Here is a 16,206-nt window from a genome sequence, read left to right as displayed (position 1 = left end):
ATGACCAGGCGTTTCCCGTGCCGGACCGCGGCCGGTCAGGCCAGCTCGGCCTTGATCCGGCGGATGTGCTCGGGGGTCGTGCGGCAGCACCCGCCGATGAAGGTGGCGCCGGCGGCCCGCCATTCGCGCGCGGCGGCGCCGAACTCCACCGGGTCGGCGATGCCCGTCCAGCGGCGGTTCTCCGCGTCCCAGGCTTCGCCGGAGTTCGGGTAGACCACGATCGGGGAGCCGCTGATGTGGCCCATCAGGCTCTTGACGTCGCTCGGAGCCGTGCAGTTGACGCCGACGGCCACCACCTGGGGGTTGCCGGCGAACAGCGCCGCGCAGTCGGAAAGCGGGGTGCCGTCGCCGACGTGGTCCCCGTCCGGGCACGAGAAGCTCACCCACGCGTTGACGTTCGGGGTCTCCTCCAGCAGGCGGGCGATCGCGCGCGCCTCGGCGTGGGAGGGGACGGTCTCGCACGCGAGCAGGTCGGCGCCGCTCTCGGCCAGCGCCTCCCAGCGAGGACGGTGCCATTCCACCAGGGCGTCCTCGTCGAGGTCGTAGTCGCCGGTGTACTCGGCGCCGTTGGCCAGGTAGGCGCCGTACGGCCCGACGCTGGCCGCGATCATGCCGCCGCCGGCCTCGTCCCGCGCCTCGATCGCGAGCTCGACGGAGAGCTGGATCAGCGCCCGGGCCTCCGCCGGAACCCTGCCGCGCCGGACGAACGCGGGGAAGCTCGCCTGATAGCTCGCCGTCGTGGCCACGTCGGCGCCGGCGGCGAAGTAGTCGAGGTGCGCCTGCCGGATGACGTCGGGGTTCTCCAGGAGGAGCCTGGCGGACCACAGCTCGTCGCGCAGGTCGCAGCCGAGGGCCTCCAGGTGCGTGGCGAGGCCGCCGTCCAGGATCACAACATCGCTCTCATCAGGCTGAAAAGTCACGCATATACCCTATGTCTGATCAGAACGGACGTCGGTCCCGGGCGTCGGCACAATGGAGTCCGGTCGCGGTGAAGCGACCCCCTCATCCTGGCCCTGCCGCCGCGCGTGCGTGGCGGGCGAGGCGCGGGGGCGGATCGCACGGAAATGGTGCGGGCGCCGCTGCGTTCCCGAGCAGGTACGGTGCGGGTGAGGGGTGCTGCGGCCCGCGCGTAACGGCGCCGTGGCCGCGGCCGATGGGCAGGGAGCCGGGGCGGCGCAGGCAGAGGGGGTTGGTCGCGTGCTCGTGGTCCACGGGGCCTGGTACGGCCGCGACCTGGCGCTGTGGGCGGAGGACACCTCCCTGCCGCAGCCGCCCGATCGGGCCGCCCGGACCGCGGGGCCTGGCGGCCGCCGGGGAGCCGGGCGTGCACACCCGTACGCCGCTGAGCCGGCGACGCTCGCCGCCGCCCTCGGCATGGTGGCCGCCCCCGCCGTTGCCGGGTTGGCGGCCGACGGCGGGGTTCTGACGCTGTGGCTTCCCGGGACGGCACGAGGCCCGCTTCCCTCCCCCGAGTCGGGGCTGGAGAGCAGGGCACGCGCGCCGAAGATCTCCGCTTGGCGGGTCCCCGCCCTGTTCCTGCCTCCGGCGCGGGCACTGCGCCTGCTCGGCACACTGGCCGGCCCGCACGACGCGTTCGCCCCGGAGTCCGGAGGGCCGGAGCACGGGGGGCCTGAGTGGGGTCCCGCAGGGTCGTTGCGCTATCTGGCCGTGGTCGCCGAGCACGCGCGGGCGCTCGTCCGGCGCGGGCGGGTGCTGCCCCAGCTCGTCGCCGAGGACGGCGGGCGCGCCGCCCGCTGGCGGCCCGTCCTCACCGGCGCGGACGCCGCCGCCTTCCGCGAGCTCGCCGCCGCGATGCCGCCGGCCGTCCGGGCCGCCGGAGGGGAACGCCCGGCGGCGGAGGTCCTGCACGAGGCCCTCGCCGCCCTGGCCGACGGAGCCACCCGCCTGGCGCTGCCCGACAGGCTGCTGCGCGGCAACCGGCCCGGTCCCGCCGGCGATCTGGCGGAGCGATGGCTGGCGGCCCTCACCTCGCCGGAGGCCGCGCTCCCCGGCGCCGGGCGCCGCGAGACGGAGATCCTCGCCGGCGCGCTGAGCGGCTGGTTCGCGTCGGCGCAGCAGCTGGACGGGCCGATCCGCGTCTGCTTCCGCCTCATCGAACCCCGGCGCGAGCCCGAGTTCCAGAACGAGCCCGAGAACGGGTTCCAGCACGATCCGGAGACCGGGTTCCGGCGCGAGCCCGACGCTGGGTTCCCGCGCGAGCCCGAGGCCGGGTCCCGGCCCGAGACCGAGATCGAGCCGCGGCCGCAGGGGCGCGGGGCCGGCGGCGGTGACGACGCCTGGGAGCTCGAGTTCGCGCTGCAGTCGGTCGAAGACCCCAGCCTGTACGTGCCGGCCGCCATGCTGTGGGAGGGCGGACGCGTCCCCGGGCTGCCCAGGCGCCCCGACGAGGTCCTGCTCGCCGGTCTCGGCCGTGCCGTGCGGCTCTGCCCCGAGCTGCACACGGCCCTGCGCGACCCGCGGCCGTCCGGCATGGTGGTGGACACGGCCTGGGCGTTCGGCTTCCTGCGCCGGGCCGCCCCTCTGCTGCAGGCCGCCGGGTACGGCGTCCGGCTCCCGGCCTGGGCGGGACGCAAGGGGCTCGGGCTCAAGCTGACCACCCGCACCCGGGCGGCGGCCACGGCGCGCGCGGCGGCCGGCCAGGGCTTCGGCCTCGGCGAGCTGGTCGACTTCAAGGTCGAGCTGGCCGTCGGCGATCACACGATCAGCGAAGAGGAGCTGGAGGAGCTGGCCCGGCTCAAGGTCCCGCTCGTCCGGGTGCGCGGCCAGTGGGTCGAGCTCGACGACCGCCAGCTCAAGGCCGCGCTGACGATGCTCGAGCGGCGCCGCTCCGGGCAGATGACCGTCGCCGAGGTGATCCAGGAGGTCGTCGCCGGCGGCGAGGAGGAACTGCCGCTGGTCGGAGTGGACGCCGACGGCCCGCTCGGAGACCTGCTGTCCGGCGAGGCCGACCGCCGGCTGTCGGCGGTGGCGACCCCGAAGACCTTCAACGGCAGCCTGCGCCCCTACCAGGAGCGCGGCCTGTCGTGGCTGAGCTTCCTGTCCGGCCTCGGCCTCGGCGGCATCCTGGCCGACGACATGGGACTCGGCAAGACCCTGCAGACGCTGTCGCTGCTGCTGGAGGAGCGCGCGGCCGGGCAGCCCGCCGCGCCGACGCTGCTGGTGTGCCCGATGTCGCTGGTGAGCAACTGGCACAAGGAGGCCGAGCGGTTCGCGCCCTCGCTGCGCGTCTACATCCACCACGGCGGCACCCGCAAGCGCGACGACGAGCTGGCCGAGGTGGTGGGCGGCGCCGACCTGGTGATCACCACCTACGGCACGGCGCTGCGCGACGCGGCGGTGCTCGGCGGGTTCTCCTGGGGCCGGGTGGTCTGCGACGAGGCGCAGGCGATCAAGAACAGCGCGGCCCGTCAGTCCCAGGCGGTACGGTCCATCCCCGCGCGCACCCGGCTCGCGCTGACCGGCACCCCGGTGGAGAACCACCTCGCCGAACTGTGGTCGATCATGGAGTTCTGCAACCCCGGCCTGCTCGGACCGGCCAAGCGGTTCCGCGACCGCTACCAGGAGCCCATCGAGGCCCGCGGCGACGAGGACGCCGCCCGCGCGCTCAAGCGCGCCACGGGCCCGTTCGTGCTGCGGCGCCTGAAGACCGACAAGACGATCATCTCCGACCTGCCCGAGAAGCTGGAGATGAAGGTGTGGTGCACCCTCACCCCCGAACAGGCCAGCCTCTACCAGGCGGTCGTGAACGACATGCTCGCCAAGATCGACGACAGCGAGGGCATCGAGAGGCGCGGCAACGTCCTGGCGACCATGACCCGCCTCAAGCAGGTGTGCAACCACCCCGCCCACCTCCTCAAGGACGGCTCCAGGCTCGCCGGGCGCTCGGGCAAGCTGGCGCGGCTCGAGGAGCTCGCCGAGGAGATCCTCCAGGAGGGGGACAAGGCGCTGGTCTTCACCCAGTACGCCGAGTTCGGGTCGCTGCTCCAGCCGTACCTCGCCGCCCATCTCGACCGGCCGGTGCTGTGGCTGCACGGCGGCCTGCCCAAGAAGAGGCGGGACGAGCTGGTCGAGCGCTTCCAGAACGGCGACGAGCCGACGGTGTTCCTGCTGTCGCTCAAGGCGGCGGGCACGGGGCTGAACCTCACCGCCGCCAACCACGTCGTCCATGTGGACCGCTGGTGGAATCCCGCCGTCGAGGACCAGGCCACCGACCGGGCGTTCCGCATCGGCCAGACGAGGAACGTCCAGGTCAGGAAGTTCATCTGCGTGGGCACCCTCGAAGAGCGCATCGACGAGATGATCGAACGCAAGAAGGCGCTCGCCGAGAGGGTCGTCGGCACCGGTGAGGACTGGATCACCGATCTGTCCACCGAGCAGTTGCGCGAGCTGTTCCGGCTCGCCCCCGAGGCGGTGAGCTGAGATGCCGGCGGCACCGGTTCAGGAGACGACGGGCGAGGCCTGCGGGTCGCGCGCCGGAGGAGGTGAGCCGGGATGCCGGTAGGGAAGGACGGCTGGTTCGAGGCCGCCGCCCCCATCAGGGTCGAGGGCGGCATCCAGGCCCGCAGCAGGCGCGGGTCGATCGGCGAGCAGTGGTGGTCGCGGCGGTTCGTCGACATCCTCGAGGGCATCTGCGACTCGGGACGGCTCGGCCGGGGGCGCGCGTACGCCAGGAAAGGCCAGGTGCTGCAGATCGACCTCGCGGCCGGGGAGGTCAAGGCGAAGGTGCAGGGGTCGCGGCCCGCGCCGTACCGCGTGTCGATCCGCATCCCGGCCTACGGCCCGCAGGCCTGGGCCGGCATCCAGGAGGCGCTGGCCGGGCAGGCGCTGTACCGGGCGAAGCTCCTGGCGGGCGAGATGCCCGCCGAGATCGTCGAGGTCTTCGACGGGCTCGGCCTGCCGCTGTTCCCCGCGGGCCCCGCCGAGCTGGACATGGACTGCTCGTGCCCCGACTGGGGCTTCCCGTGCAAGCACCTGTCCGCCGTGCTGTACCTGCTCGGCGAGGCGTTCGACGAGGACCCGTTCCTGGTGCTCGCCTGGCGGGGCCGGGCCAAGGAGCCGCTGCTGGACGCCCTGCGGGGGACGGCCGGCGACGACGAGGAGCCGCCGGACCCGCTCCACGTGGACGACGTGCCGTTCGCCGAGCGGCTGGACGACTTCTACACGCCCTCGGCGCCGCTCGGCCGCCTGCGTCCCCGGCCCGCCGCCTCCTCCGCTCCGCCGGAGCTGCTCCTGCGCGCCCTGGAACCGCCCGCGGTCAAGGTCCGCCACATCCCCCTGATGGACATCCTGCGTCCGGCCTACCGCCGGCTGAGCGCCCCCGATTGACGAGCTCTTCGGGCTGAAGCCCGAAGATTCTGGCCTGTGGCGCCCCGTTCACGCGGCGGCACTGCCGTGGCTTCCTGCTTCGCGGGGCTGTGCCATCCCGAAGGATGGTCTGACCGGCCCTCCACAAACGTTTAGCCTGTCCGCCCGTCCGGCGGCCAGGATGTTGATCGCAGCGTTGATGTCGCGGTCGTGAACCGCGCCACACGCGCAGGTCCATTCCCGGACCTGCAGAGGCATCGCCTCGGTCACGGCTCCACACGCTGAACACAGCTTGGAGGAAGGAAACCATCGGCTGACCTTGGCGAATGTCCTGCCGTACAGTTTCGCTTTGTACTCCAGCATGTTCACGAACGCCGACCACCCGGCATCATGCACACTCTTGGCCAGCCTCGTGCGCGCCAGTCCGCCCACCGCCAGGTCCTCCACGAACACCGCTTGGTTCTCGCGGATGATCTGCGTGGAGAGCTGGTGGTGGAACTCGCGGCGGGCGTCGGCGACCCGTGCGTGCGCGCGGGCGACCTTGTGCCGGGCCTTGTCGCGGTTCTTGCCGCCCCTCTCTTTCCGGGACAGGACGCGTTGAGCTTTCTTCAGCCGTTTCTCCGCCCGGCGCAGGAAGCGCGGAGAATCGATCTTCGTTCCGTCCGGCAGGACGGCGAAGTGCCCGAGCCCGAGGTCGATCCCGGTCTCGGCTTCGACGCCGGGCAGCCGTTGCGCGGTGACCTCGACCACGAAGCCGGCGAAATACCGGCCCGCCGCGTCCTTGATGACCGTGACCGAGGACGGGTCGGCAGGCAGGTCCCGTGACCAGCGCACCGCGACCTCGCCGATCTTCGGTAGGACGAGTTTCCGTTCCGGCTCACCTTGGACCGGGCATTCTTGGTGAACCGGATCGCCTGCCGATTGTCCTCGCGGGACCGAAACCGGGGCGGGCCGAGTCTCGGGCCCCTGCGCTTGCCCGACACCGATGCGAAGAAGTTCCGGAACGCCGTCGTGCAGTCGGCGAGCGCCTGCTGCAACACCACGGCTGACACCTCGCCCAGCCACGCCCGATATCAAAACCGGCAGACACTGCGTTTTCGTGCTCCACGCTCATTTGGTTTTCGTGACGAAGTTCCGGCATCGGGTGTTCACCGACGCGCACCTGACCCGTCTGGAGGAGATCATGCGGGCCGTCTGCGCCGACTTCGAGACCGGCCTGGCCGAGTTCAACGGCGAGAACGACCACATCCACCTGCTGGTCGACTTCCCACCCAAGATCGCCCTGTCGAAACTGGTCAACAGCCTCAAAGGTGTGTCCTCGCGGCGGATGCGACAGGAGTTCCCCGAACTGGCCGCCCACTACTACCGGGCGAACAAGCTGTGGTCGGGATCCTACTTCGCCGGTTCGGTGGGCGGCGCGCCGATCAGTGTCCTGCGCCAGTACATCGAGCAGCAGAACCGGCCCGTCTGAGCGGGTGGACGCCGGTCCGCCCGGCGGCGAATCGGCTGCTCTCACCCCGCTACGCGGGACGGTCGGCTTCACCCCCCGGACTGAAGCCCGGAGCACTGCCGACAATTCTGGTAGCAGGGACGCCCTCGACGGTCAGGAGCGCTTCCAGAAGGAGGGCCGCTGGGCCCGCGGGCGGTCACCCGGGCCGGGTGTGCCCGGACGCCCTCCCGGGGCGCCGCTGGACGGATCGCCCGCGCCCGGGGCGCCGCTGGACGGGCCGCCGCCGGTCAGGGCGGTGAGGAGGTCGACGGCGCGCCGCCACAGGGCGTCGATGTCGGCCTCCGGAGCCGTCTCGCAGGCCGCCAGCTCGCGGGCCGTCGCCGTGAGCTCGTTCTCCCCTCCCACGTAGGCCGCGAGGGCGCTCAGGCGGCTGCCGAGGTCGGCCAGATAGCGCCTGCGGTCGGCCTCGGGCATCGGTCCCTGGGCGCGCAGCCGGGCCAGTTCGTCGGCCAGTTGCGGCCGCACCAGGTCCACCGAGTGCGGGACCGGCGGCGCGGGCGGCGCCATCCTCGGGCTCGCCGGCCGGGCGAACATCGGGCCGCGCGGCGCGCCCGAAGGGACGGGGAACGGCCCGCCCGGTGACGCCGGCCCGCCGCCGAACGTCGCGCCGGGCACGGCCGCGTCACCGCCGGCCGGCGTCCCGGAACCGCCCGCCATGAGCCGGCCGTCGCGGTCGGCGCTGAAGACCGCGGGCGCGGCGGCGGCGGTTGTGAAGGCCATCGGCGCGGCGGCGGCCATGGGGGCGGCCAGGCCGGGCGCCTCCCAGCCGCTCGGAATCTCCACGGGCTGGACGACCCGGTGGCCCGGCCCGCCCTCGGCGACGACGCGCGTGTCCACGGCGACGAACGCGGTGAACCGGCACAGCACCCCGTGCCGCAGCGAGGTGGCGATGATCTCCTGCTCCAGGGTGTGCTCGCCGACCGCGTAGCGGTCCTCCAGCCGGCGAAGGTGCGCCCGCGCCCAGATGGCCCGCGGCGCCTCGCCCTGGGCGGGCGTGCCGTCCAGCCGCTGCTCCCACGGCCCGCCGTCCTCGCGCAGGCCGTGGACGGTCAGCGCCCCGCGGGCCGCGCCGCGGAACCGCCCGTAGACGGTGAGCGGCACGCCCGGGTACAGCGAGCCGAGATGGGTGACGCCGCCCGGCACGACCTCCAGCCCGTCGGCCTTGAGCGACAGGCCGGTGACCAGCGGGGACCCGATGCGGCGGTGGATGTGCTCCATCGCCTCGTCCAGCCGGTCCTCCGACTCGACCAGCTCGCAGCGGCCCGCGCCGAGGCCCGCGAGCCTGCCGAGGAAGCCGGCGTTCACCGCCCGGTCGATGCCGACGGTGTGCACGCGAACGGCCGCGAGCCGCCGGCCGAGGCGTTCCAGCATCTGGTCCTCGTTGCCGACCTGCCCGTCGGTGACCAGGACGAGCACCCGTTCTCTGCCGGGGTCGTCCAGCAGGTCGAGCGCCTGTTCCATGGGCTGGAGCATCTCGGTGCCGCCTCGTGCCTCGAGCCGGGCCAGGTGCTCGACGGCGCGGTAGCGGTTGCGGTCGGTGGCCGGCACCAGGCCGGCGTCGAGGTCCTCGGGACGCTCGACGACGCTGTCGAAGGACAGGACGGCGAACCGGTCGGCGGAGGTGAGGGTGTCGACGATGCGGGCGGCGGCCCGGCGCGCGGCGACCATCTTCCACCCGGTCATGCTGCCCGAGCGGTCGAGCAGCAGCGCCACGTCCCTCGGCCGCCGCCGCGCCTCCGTCTCGGGAGGAGGGAGCACGGTCAGGACGAACGTGCCGTCCCCGTCCGCCTCACGTCCGCCGGCGCCTTCCTCGCTGCCCCGCGCCTGGGCGGAGCGCTCGCCGGGGTTCTCGCCCGGGTCGGGCACGAGGGTCAGCGCGCTTGAGGCGGCGAACGCCAGGCGCAGGACGAAGTCGCGGTCGAGGCGCTCGCCGGGCCGCACCCGGACCACGCCCTCCTCCTCGGTGACGACGTGCAGGCTGGACCGCATCTCCGTCAGGTCGAGACCGGCCGGGTCGACGCGTGCCGTCAGCGACAGGCGAACCGGATTGGGGAAGCCCGGCAGCAGCACGGGCGGGGTGACGCGCGAGGCGTCCGGCACGGCGTCGGTGTCGGCGGCCACGCCGTCACCGGCCGAGAGGTCGTCCAGCGGCGCGCCCGGGATGTAGCGGGGCGCCACGACCAGCGGGAAGCGGAAGGTCGCCGCGCCGTCCTCGTAGGGCAGCGGCTGGCTGAGCGTCAGGCGCACGGTCACGCGCTCACCGGGGACGATGTTGCCGACCCGCATGGTGAAGACGTCCGGCCGCTCCTCCTCGGCGATGGCGGCGCGCTGCCCCCGGGCGATGGCGCGGTCGTAGTCCTGGCGGGCCTGGCCGCGCTCTTTGAGCTCGCCCTCGACCACGCGGTCGTCGGCCTCCATGCGGAAGGCCGTCACCGCGGCGCGGTCGGGCAGCGGGAAGATGTACGTCGCCTCCAGGGGCACGTCATAGGGGTTGCGAAAGCCCTGTGTGACCTCGACGCCGCAGGTGAGCGCGGTGATGCTCGCCTCGACCCCGACGCTCTCCAAGGGCAGGTTCCCCTTGCCGGTGCGCAGCGCGCCGAGCCCCGCGCCGGGCGCCGGGGCGTACTCGCCGGGCTTCAAGGATGTGATCTGCACGGTCATGATGGCGACCTTTCGGGCGGAGTCTGGTCGAGGCCGGCGGGCGGGGCGGCAGCCCCGGGGACGCCGGGAGGTGCGAGGCCGCGGTCGCGCAGCAGGGCGAGCAGCGGTGCGGCGGCCTCCCGCAGCGCGGCGACGTCGCCGGACGCCGGAACCCGTCCTTCGAGGAGCAGCGTGACCCCGGGGGCCAGCCGCACGCCGTGGATCAGGTCGTCGGCGGGGGAGACGGCGAACGGGCCGCCACCGGCCCGGCGGCCCGGCCCGTGGGGGAGGGCCTCTCCGGGACCGAAGGGGACCGCGAGAAAGTCCGCCGGCGTCGTCTCCGCGCCCGGGACGCCGGGAGCGGGCATGCCCGGCGCCGGCGGAGGGGCGCCGAGCGGCGCCGCCGGGTCCAGGACCGCCGCCGGTCGTCCGACGGCCACGACATCGGCGACATCAGAGATATCGGCGACATGAGGGATATCGGCGGCGTCGGAGACATCGGCGGCGTGGGCGGTGACCGGCGGGGTCGCCCAGAAGCGTGGCCGGGCACCGCCCGAGGCGGGCGAGCCGGGCCTGACGGCGATCTGTTCCGGAGCGGCGCCGCCAGCGCCGTTCCCGCCGTTCGCGCTGGTGGCGTCGGTCGTGCTGGTGGTGCCGGTCGTGCTGGTGGTGCCGGTCGTGCTGGTGGCGCCGGCCGTGTCGGCCAGGACGGCGATCCGCTCCAGCGTGGTGTCGGTAGCGCCGGCCAGCTTGGCCTGGATCGCGGCGATGGAACGCCCCTCGGCCTGCAGGCGCTTGACGGCGACCAGCTGGAGGAGGTGCCGCCTGCCGTACAACGCGACCCGGCCGCGGCGGGTGAGCGGCGGATCGAGCAGGCCGATCGTGGTGTACCAGCGGATGAGCCGCTCGTTGGGCACGTCTCTGACCCGGCCGTTGGGCCGCTGCGGCGTTGACGGCAGCAGGTGCGCCGCGTGCTCCGCCAGCTCGCCGATCGTCCAGGTGTCACTCATGCTCCTATACTGACACTGCAATGATTACAGTGTCAATGTTTAGCGCCCGAGGAGGGCGGTTAGGGCCTTCTGGGTAAGAGGCCATCAACCACTCTTGAGGGGAAGATGCTTCATGGCCCAGATCACGAGCTCGCTCCCGAGCGACAAGCAGCAGATCGCGGGCGATGCGTTGCAGGGCGCTCTCATCGACCTGCTCGACCTCTCGCTCGTGGGCAAGCAGGCCCACTGGAACCTCATCGGCCGCAACTTCCGTTCGCTGCACCTGCAGCTGGACGACATCGTGGCCCTCGCGCGAAACGGCGCCGACAGCGCGGCGGAGCGCGCCGTCGCCCTGGGCGTCAACCCGGACGGCCGGGCGGCGACCATCGCCCGGGACACCCGGCTGGGGCAGTTCGAGGCCGGGTACATCGAGGACGGCAAGGTCGTCGCCGCGTTCACCGACATCCTGGGCGCGACCATCGCCCGGATGCGCGAGCGCATCGGCGCCACCGAGGAGGCCGACCCGGTCACCCAGGACCTCCTCATAGGGATCACCGACGGCCTGGAGAAGCAGCACTGGATGGTGCAGGCCCAGCGCTGACGCCCGCACCCCGGCAACCGCCCGTCTTCACCGCCCGCGGGTGTCCGCCCGGCCTCGCCGGCCGCGGGTGTCCGCCCACCTTCCTCGGCCTGGGGTGTCCGCCCGGCCTCGCCGGCCGCGGGTGTCCGCCCACCTTCCCCGGCCTGGGGTGTCCGCCCGGCCTCGCCGGCCGCGGGTGGGGTCGCCATCCCGCCGGGTGGTGTCATCCGCTGGCGGCGCGAGGGCGGCGGAGGGCCTGCCCGCGGCGCGGAGGAGGTCAGAGCAGTTCCCACGCGAGGTGGGCGATGGGCGGCTCGGCTCGCAGGAGCGCGCGAAGCGCGTCCCATCGTGCGGCGCCCGACCTCGCGTTGCGTAGCAGGCCCGCCTCGACGAGGGCGTGCGCCCACCCATCCTGGCCGGTGCCGGCCGCCGCCCGCTCCAGCATGTCGAGGACCGTCCGTCCGGCCGCCTGAGCCGAGACGGAGGGGCCTGGAAGATCAGGGAGGCCCGGGGGAGCGGCGGGCTCGGGAGGGGCCGCGCCATCCGGTTCGCGGGCGAGCAGCGACAGCAGGTGCGGCCAGCGGATGGTCAGGACGGCGAGTTTCGCGACCGCCTCGTCCGTCACCTTCTGCGCCCCCGCCAGGGTGCGCCGGTAGGTCACGAAGGAGTAGAACCTGAAGACGTTCACATACCTCTTCAGCTCGCGCGGGTTGCTCAGAGTGAGCGCGGGAAGCACCTGCGCGATGGCGGCGTAGGCGTTCTCGTCACTGTAGAGATCGTCGTAGACGCGGTCCGCGGCGAGGCGCGTCGCGGCCGACAGCCCGCCGATGACGTCGCCGGCCGCGGCGTCCAGCGTGTCCTGCGCCCGGCGGGCGACGACGTCCAGGTCGCCGGCGGTCGGCCCCATCGCCCTGATCGCCGCCTCGATGCTGTCAACCAGTTCGGGGACGGGCCGCGCGGCCGGCACGCCTCCGGTATGCCGGCCGCCGGGGTCCACCACCTCGCCGGCGATGTCACGGCGAGCGCCCAGCCGAACCCCCGGAGTGGCGGACGCCCGCCCGTACCGCCCGTCGAGAGCCCGGTCGTGCGGCGTGTCCCCCGCCGCGCCGTACGGGGCGCCGGGAGGCGCGCCCGCGGCCGGGGCGTACAGGATGCCGGGAACCGCACCTGGAGCCGGGTCGCAGGGAGTGCCGGGATGCGCGCCTGCGGCCGGTGGGCATGAGGTGCCGGAAATCGCGCCTGCGACCGGGGCGCATGAGGTGCCGGGATGCGCGCCCGGATCCGGGGCGCTGGGGGTGACGGCGGACCGGCCGGGCGCGGCTTCGTCCGGCGGGGCGGGGACCTCCAGCAGGGCGCGGAGGTAGGCGGGGAGCCGCTCGGCGTCGTCCAGCATCGGCACGCTCAGCGGAAGCTGCACGATCTTCTCCAGGAACCGCCACCCGAGCCCCGAACGCTCCTCGGCGGACGCGGGAAGCGAGCGGGCGAGGTCCCGGTAGGCCACCTCGACGTGCGCCGCCACGACCTCGGGCTCCATCGCCAGGACGAACACGCAGTTCGGGAACTCTCCGGCGAGGAACAGGTTGACCGCCTCGATGACCTGTGCCACCGTGCCCGGCGAGCACCGGTCGAGGTCGTCCACGAACACCACAAGAGGGCGTTCCTCGGTCGCCACCATGCCGAGCACCCGGCGCATGTCCGTCTGCACCAGGTGCAGGAACCCGGTTCTGGACCGGTAGCCGGGATCGGGCGCGAGGTCCTTGGTGCGGTCCGCCACCGCGCCGAGCAGGTCGGGCTGGCGCACGAGCCTGGTGAACGCGCTGTCCGCCGACTCGCCCATGAACCGGGCGAGCCGCACCCCGGCCGCGACCAGGACGAGCAGCGAGCCGCCCGATCCGACGGCCGCGGCCGCGCCGCGCAGCAGGGAGCCGGCGGCGGGCACCAGAGCCGCCGCGGCCAGCGAGGCCCCGGTGACCAGCAAGGTGGCGCAGAGGGCCAGCGCGACCGGCAGCAGGCGGGTCGCGGCCAGCCGGTAGGCCCGCCGCCGCACCTCCTCCCGGTCGACCCGCGCGAGGTTGAGCGCCAGCCAGAAGCGTTCGCGCTCGCCGCGGGGGAGCCGGCCGGTGACCTGGCTGATGATCTCGTGGGCCAGGCCCGCCCACACCTGCTCGCCGCTCTGGTACATCCAGGGGTTGAACCAGACGGTCGGCCGCCAGTCGGCGTGCCGCAGCGGCAGCTCGCCGGGGATCGCGTATTCCGAGCCTCCTGACTCGGCCTCCTTGGCACGTGAGAGCACTTCGGCGTTGGTCACCCGCGCCCGGCCGCCCCTCGCCGCGCCGCCCCACGCACGCCCGCCGCCCTGTGAACGCGCGCCGCCCTTCGCTGCGCCGCCCCACGCACGCCCGCCGCCGCTCGCGCCGCCCTGTGAACGCGCGCCGTTCGCCGCGGCGTCCGCTGAGCCGGAGCGGCCCGCTTCGCCGCCCGGTGAGCCACCGCCGCGTGAGCCGCCTTGCGAGCCGGCGCCCCATGAGCCGCCGCGTGAGCCGGCGCCACGTCGTCCGGGCGTCGGGAGGACGGTGTCGCGGGCGGTGGCCGTGAGGCGGATCTCCGCGGGACGATCTTCGGCGGCGCCCGGGTCGAGCAGGTCCTGCACCATGCGCATCAGCGAGGTCTTGCCCGCGCCCCACGGTCCCTTGACGCCGATGGTCAGCGGCGGCCGGGTCTCCGCGTGGCGGATGAACGCCGCGACGGCCTCGGCGCGGACCCGGTGCCCGAGCCGGTCCTGGAGGGTCCACCGGTCGCCGGTCAGCCGGGCGCGCGGCTGGACGGCGCGCCGGGCGGCCCGCCATCGGCGGAGCGCCGTCGAGACCTGTGCCAGCTCTCGGACGTCCGCCCGTCCGGTGAGGGCGTGGCGCACCGCCGGATCGGCGAACGGCGTCCCTTCACCGAGCAGTCCCCACGCCGCCAGCTCCCGGAGGGCCCCCTCCACCCGGCCGCCCTGCCCGGGTCCGCCCTGCGCCCGGTTTTCGTGCCCGGGGGCGCCTTCGGCCGGGGCGCCGTCCATGAGGAGGGCGGCGGTGCCCGTGGTGAGCGGCTCGTCGTCGGCGAGCAGGGTCGCGCGGCGCAGCAGCTCCCTCGCGTCCTCGTCCAGGTGCACGTCGTAGATGCGGCCGACCAGCTCGCGGGCGGAGGCCGGGGCGACGGTGTCGCCGGCCGACGCCAGGCGGGCGAGCGCCGCCCCGAAGGCGGGGCCGAGGTCGCGGGCGGACCGCCGGGCATAGGCGACCGCGATGAGCTCGCCCTCTCCGTAGGTGAGCAGGTAGGGCCGCCGGTCGGCGCCGAGGTCGGCGCAGCGTTCGTCGGCGTACCGGTACAGGTCGCCGACGGAGATGGTGCCATCCCCGTCGAGGTCGGCCTCGCCCGAGAGGATGCCGTCGGCCATGATCGCCGTGAGCGAGACGGTGCGGCCGGGACGGTCGGCGGGCATCGTCGCGCTGGTGGTGAGGGCGGCGGCCGCGGCGACCGGCTCGCCTCGGACGTGCAGGCGGCTCAGCGTCTCGTGCGACTGGCCGGGGTTGGCCGTCACCAGCCAGCCGAAGTCGACGATCAGCACCAGCGCCGCGCCGTCGGAGCGTTCGACGCGCCGGGCGAACTCGCCCATCAGCGCGCCGAACTCGCCCGGCCCCCAGCCGGACTCGGTGGACCATCGGACCAGGAGCAGGTCACCCGGCTCCACGGCGTCGAGGAACGCGCCCGCCCGTGTCTGGTCGCCGGCGTCGCACTCGGCGGTCTGGACGGCGTACCCCTCGGAGATGAGAGCGTGGACGAGCCTGCGGTCGGGCGCGCCCCCGGCCTTCGCCGAGCCCCCGCCCTCGCGGTCGAGGAACACCAGCGCCTTGCGGTTCCTGATCTTCGGGGCGGGCGGCGCTGAAACGATCATCGTGGTCATCGGCGGCTCCCATGGCCGGGCGGCGGGCTCGACGCCCCGGACCCGCCGGGCCGGCCGATGCGGTGCGGCCACGATGGTCCCAGAGGCCCGGCCGACCCTAGGCCGGGCGCGAGCCGCCCCGGCCTGCCCTTTGCCCGATGTTTGCCCGCGGCGTCCCGGGACGGGGGCGCCGGGTCCGCGCCGCGCCGGGGTCAGAGAGGGCGGGACCAGTACTGCTCGGTGACCTCGGTGCCGTAGGCGCTCTTGGCGTACTGCTCGTCCAGGACGAAGCCGGCCCGCTCGTAGATGCGCCGGGCCGTGGTCAGCGCGTCGACGGTCATCAGGATGATGCGCTCGTAGCCCGCCCGCTTGGCGAAGGACAGGCACTCGTCGACGAGCCGGCCGCCGATGCCCATGCCGCGCGCCGACGGCTCGACCAGCAGCAGCCGGAGCTGGGCCGTGCGGTCGTCCCTCTTGAGACAGAAGACCGAACCGGCGGGCTCGCCGTCCACCTCGGCGATCCAGCAGGCCTCGCGTCTGGGGTCGTGGCCGCCGGCGTAGCCGGCGACGATGCGCGCCGCCATCGCCTCGAACGTCTCGTCCCACCCGTGCTCCTCGACGTACAGCACGCCGTGACGGTGCACCACCCAGCCGAGGTCGCCGGGGCGCGGGGGCCGGATGACGTACGCCTCCGGGGCGGGACGGTCGTCCAGGATGTGCTGGATGGTGGTCGCGGCGGCGATGAGGCGCCGCCGGTCCTCCTCGGTCAAGGGCTGGAGCAGGGCGCGAACCCCCGCCGCCGAGGCGTCGTCCAGCATCTTCCAGACCGCCCGGCCCTGCTCGCTGAGGCGGACGAGCTGCCGGCGGGCGTCCTCGGGCGAGCGTTCGCGGGTGATGAGCCCGTCGGTCTCGAAGCGGGCGAGCATGCGGCTGAGGTATCCGGCGTCCAGGTCCAGCATCCGCCGCAGCTCGCCGGTCTCGGTCGTGTCCTTCTTGTCGAGTTCGTAAAGCACTCTCCCCTCGGTGAGGGAGTACGCCGTGTCGTGCATCCCGGCGCCCAGCACGCCGATGACGCGGGTGTAGAAGCGGTTGAACCCGCGGACGCGGGCGACGAGCTCCTCCATACCGTTGCTCCCATCAAGCGATCCGTTGACCGAGTCAAACATATTCGCGCCACGAGATCCATACCCGTGGCCCGATCAAGGTCGGGGCGGAGGCGTGACGGTATCGTCGATCA

At 74.0% G+C, this 16,206-nt stretch carries 10 protein-coding genes; 4 read left to right on the top strand and 6 right to left on the bottom strand.

Annotated elements, in window-relative coordinates; translation table 11 throughout:
- Nucleotides 1–35: 35 nt before the first annotated feature.
- Nucleotides 36–920 carry a homocysteine S-methyltransferase gene (mmuM, locus tag ACFO60_RS15670; RefSeq protein WP_380840973.1) on the bottom strand — a complete coding sequence of 295 codons (885 nt, stop codon included), beginning with the start codon at nucleotides 918–920 and terminating at the stop codon, nucleotides 36–38.
- A 277-nt stretch (nucleotides 921–1,197) separates the two neighbouring features.
- On the opposite strand from mmuM, the gene ACFO60_RS15665 reads away from it, so the two are divergent.
- Together ACFO60_RS15665 and ACFO60_RS15660 are read left to right on the top strand one after the other, a co-directional pair.
- On the top strand, nucleotides 1,198–4,440 hold the full coding sequence (locus ACFO60_RS15665; RefSeq protein ID WP_380840972.1) for an SNF2-related protein: 3,243 nt from the start codon (nucleotides 1,198–1,200) through the stop codon (nucleotides 4,438–4,440).
- A 72-nt stretch (nucleotides 4,441–4,512) separates the two neighbouring features.
- Entirely contained in the window at nucleotides 4,513–5,346 is an 834-nt protein-coding gene (locus ACFO60_RS15660; RefSeq protein ID WP_380840971.1) for an SWIM zinc finger family protein, read from the top strand.
- 48 nt (nucleotides 5,347–5,394) lie between these two features.
- Here ACFO60_RS15660 and ACFO60_RS15655 read toward each other — a convergent pair whose 3' ends face one another.
- Nucleotides 5,395–6,159: an RNA-guided endonuclease InsQ/TnpB family protein gene (locus ACFO60_RS15655; RefSeq protein ID WP_380840970.1), complete on the bottom strand. Its 765-nt coding sequence runs from the start codon at nucleotides 6,157–6,159 to the stop codon at nucleotides 5,395–5,397.
- A 151-nt stretch (nucleotides 6,160–6,310) separates the two neighbouring features.
- Here ACFO60_RS15655 and tnpA point away from each other — a divergent pair, with 151 nt between their 5' ends.
- Nucleotides 6,311–6,796 carry an IS200/IS605 family transposase gene (gene tnpA / locus ACFO60_RS15650; RefSeq protein ID WP_380840968.1) on the top strand — a complete coding sequence of 162 codons (486 nt, stop codon included), beginning with the start codon at nucleotides 6,311–6,313 and terminating at the stop codon, nucleotides 6,794–6,796.
- A 132-nt stretch (nucleotides 6,797–6,928) separates the two neighbouring features.
- Here tnpA and ACFO60_RS15645 read toward each other — a convergent pair whose 3' ends face one another.
- Together ACFO60_RS15645 and ACFO60_RS15640 are read right to left on the bottom strand one after the other, a co-directional pair.
- Entirely contained in the window at nucleotides 6,929–9,496 is a 2,568-nt protein-coding gene (locus ACFO60_RS15645) for a VIT domain-containing protein (protein WP_380840967.1), read from the bottom strand.
- Nucleotides 9,493–10,485, bottom strand: coding sequence for a helix-turn-helix domain-containing protein (locus ACFO60_RS15640; RefSeq protein WP_380840966.1), 993 nt, complete (start codon nucleotides 10,483–10,485; stop codon nucleotides 9,493–9,495). The genes ACFO60_RS15645 and ACFO60_RS15640 overlap by 4 nt, the downstream gene beginning before the upstream one ends.
- Nucleotides 10,486–10,597: 112 nt before the next feature.
- On the opposite strand from ACFO60_RS15640, the gene ACFO60_RS15635 reads away from it, so the two are divergent.
- Complete coding sequence (locus ACFO60_RS15635) at nucleotides 10,598–11,065, top strand: Dps family protein (RefSeq protein WP_380840965.1); 468 nt, start codon at nucleotides 10,598–10,600, stop codon at nucleotides 11,063–11,065.
- Between the two features lie 256 nt (nucleotides 11,066–11,321).
- Here ACFO60_RS15635 and ACFO60_RS15630 read toward each other — a convergent pair whose 3' ends face one another.
- Nucleotides 11,322–14,990, bottom strand: a complete 3,669-nt coding sequence (locus ACFO60_RS15630; RefSeq protein ID WP_380840964.1) for a KAP family P-loop NTPase fold protein — start codon at nucleotides 14,988–14,990, stop codon at nucleotides 11,322–11,324.
- A 191-nt stretch (nucleotides 14,991–15,181) separates the two neighbouring features.
- On the bottom strand, nucleotides 15,182–16,093 hold the full coding sequence (locus ACFO60_RS15625) for a bifunctional helix-turn-helix transcriptional regulator/GNAT family N-acetyltransferase (protein ID WP_380840963.1): 912 nt from the start codon (nucleotides 16,091–16,093) through the stop codon (nucleotides 15,182–15,184).
- Between the last annotated feature and the right edge of the window lie 113 nt (nucleotides 16,094–16,206).

The organism is Sphaerisporangium dianthi, from assembly GCF_042654065.1.
In the GTDB taxonomy this organism is placed as follows: Bacteria; Actinomycetota; Actinomycetes; order Streptosporangiales; family Streptosporangiaceae; genus Sphaerisporangium; species Sphaerisporangium dianthi.
Note: the sequence above shows the minus strand (reverse complement) of the source record. Positions and strands in the feature narration are given on the sequence as shown.

Bases quoted from the DNA above. Each gene is read 5' to 3' on its own strand.
- ACFO60_RS15630 (WP_380840964.1), bottom strand. From the start codon at position 14,990: ATGACCACGATGATCGTTTCAGCGCCGCCCGCCCCGAAGATCAGGAAC.
- ACFO60_RS15625 (WP_380840963.1), bottom strand. From the start codon at position 16,093: ATGGAGGAGCTCGTCGCCCGCGTCCGCGGGTTCAACCGCTTCTACACC.
- ACFO60_RS15635 (WP_380840965.1), top strand. From the start codon at position 10,598: ATGGCCCAGATCACGAGCTCGCTCCCGAGCGACAAGCAGCAGATCGCG.
- tnpA (WP_380840968.1), top strand. From the start codon at position 6,311: ATGCGAAGAAGTTCCGGAACGCCGTCGTGCAGTCGGCGAGCGCCTGCT.
- ACFO60_RS15645 (WP_380840967.1), bottom strand. From the start codon at position 9,496: ATGACCGTGCAGATCACATCCTTGAAGCCCGGCGAGTACGCCCCGGCG.
- ACFO60_RS15660 (WP_380840971.1), top strand. From the start codon at position 4,513: ATGCCGGTAGGGAAGGACGGCTGGTTCGAGGCCGCCGCCCCCATCAGG.
- ACFO60_RS15640 (WP_380840966.1), bottom strand. From the start codon at position 10,485: ATGAGTGACACCTGGACGATCGGCGAGCTGGCGGAGCACGCGGCGCAC.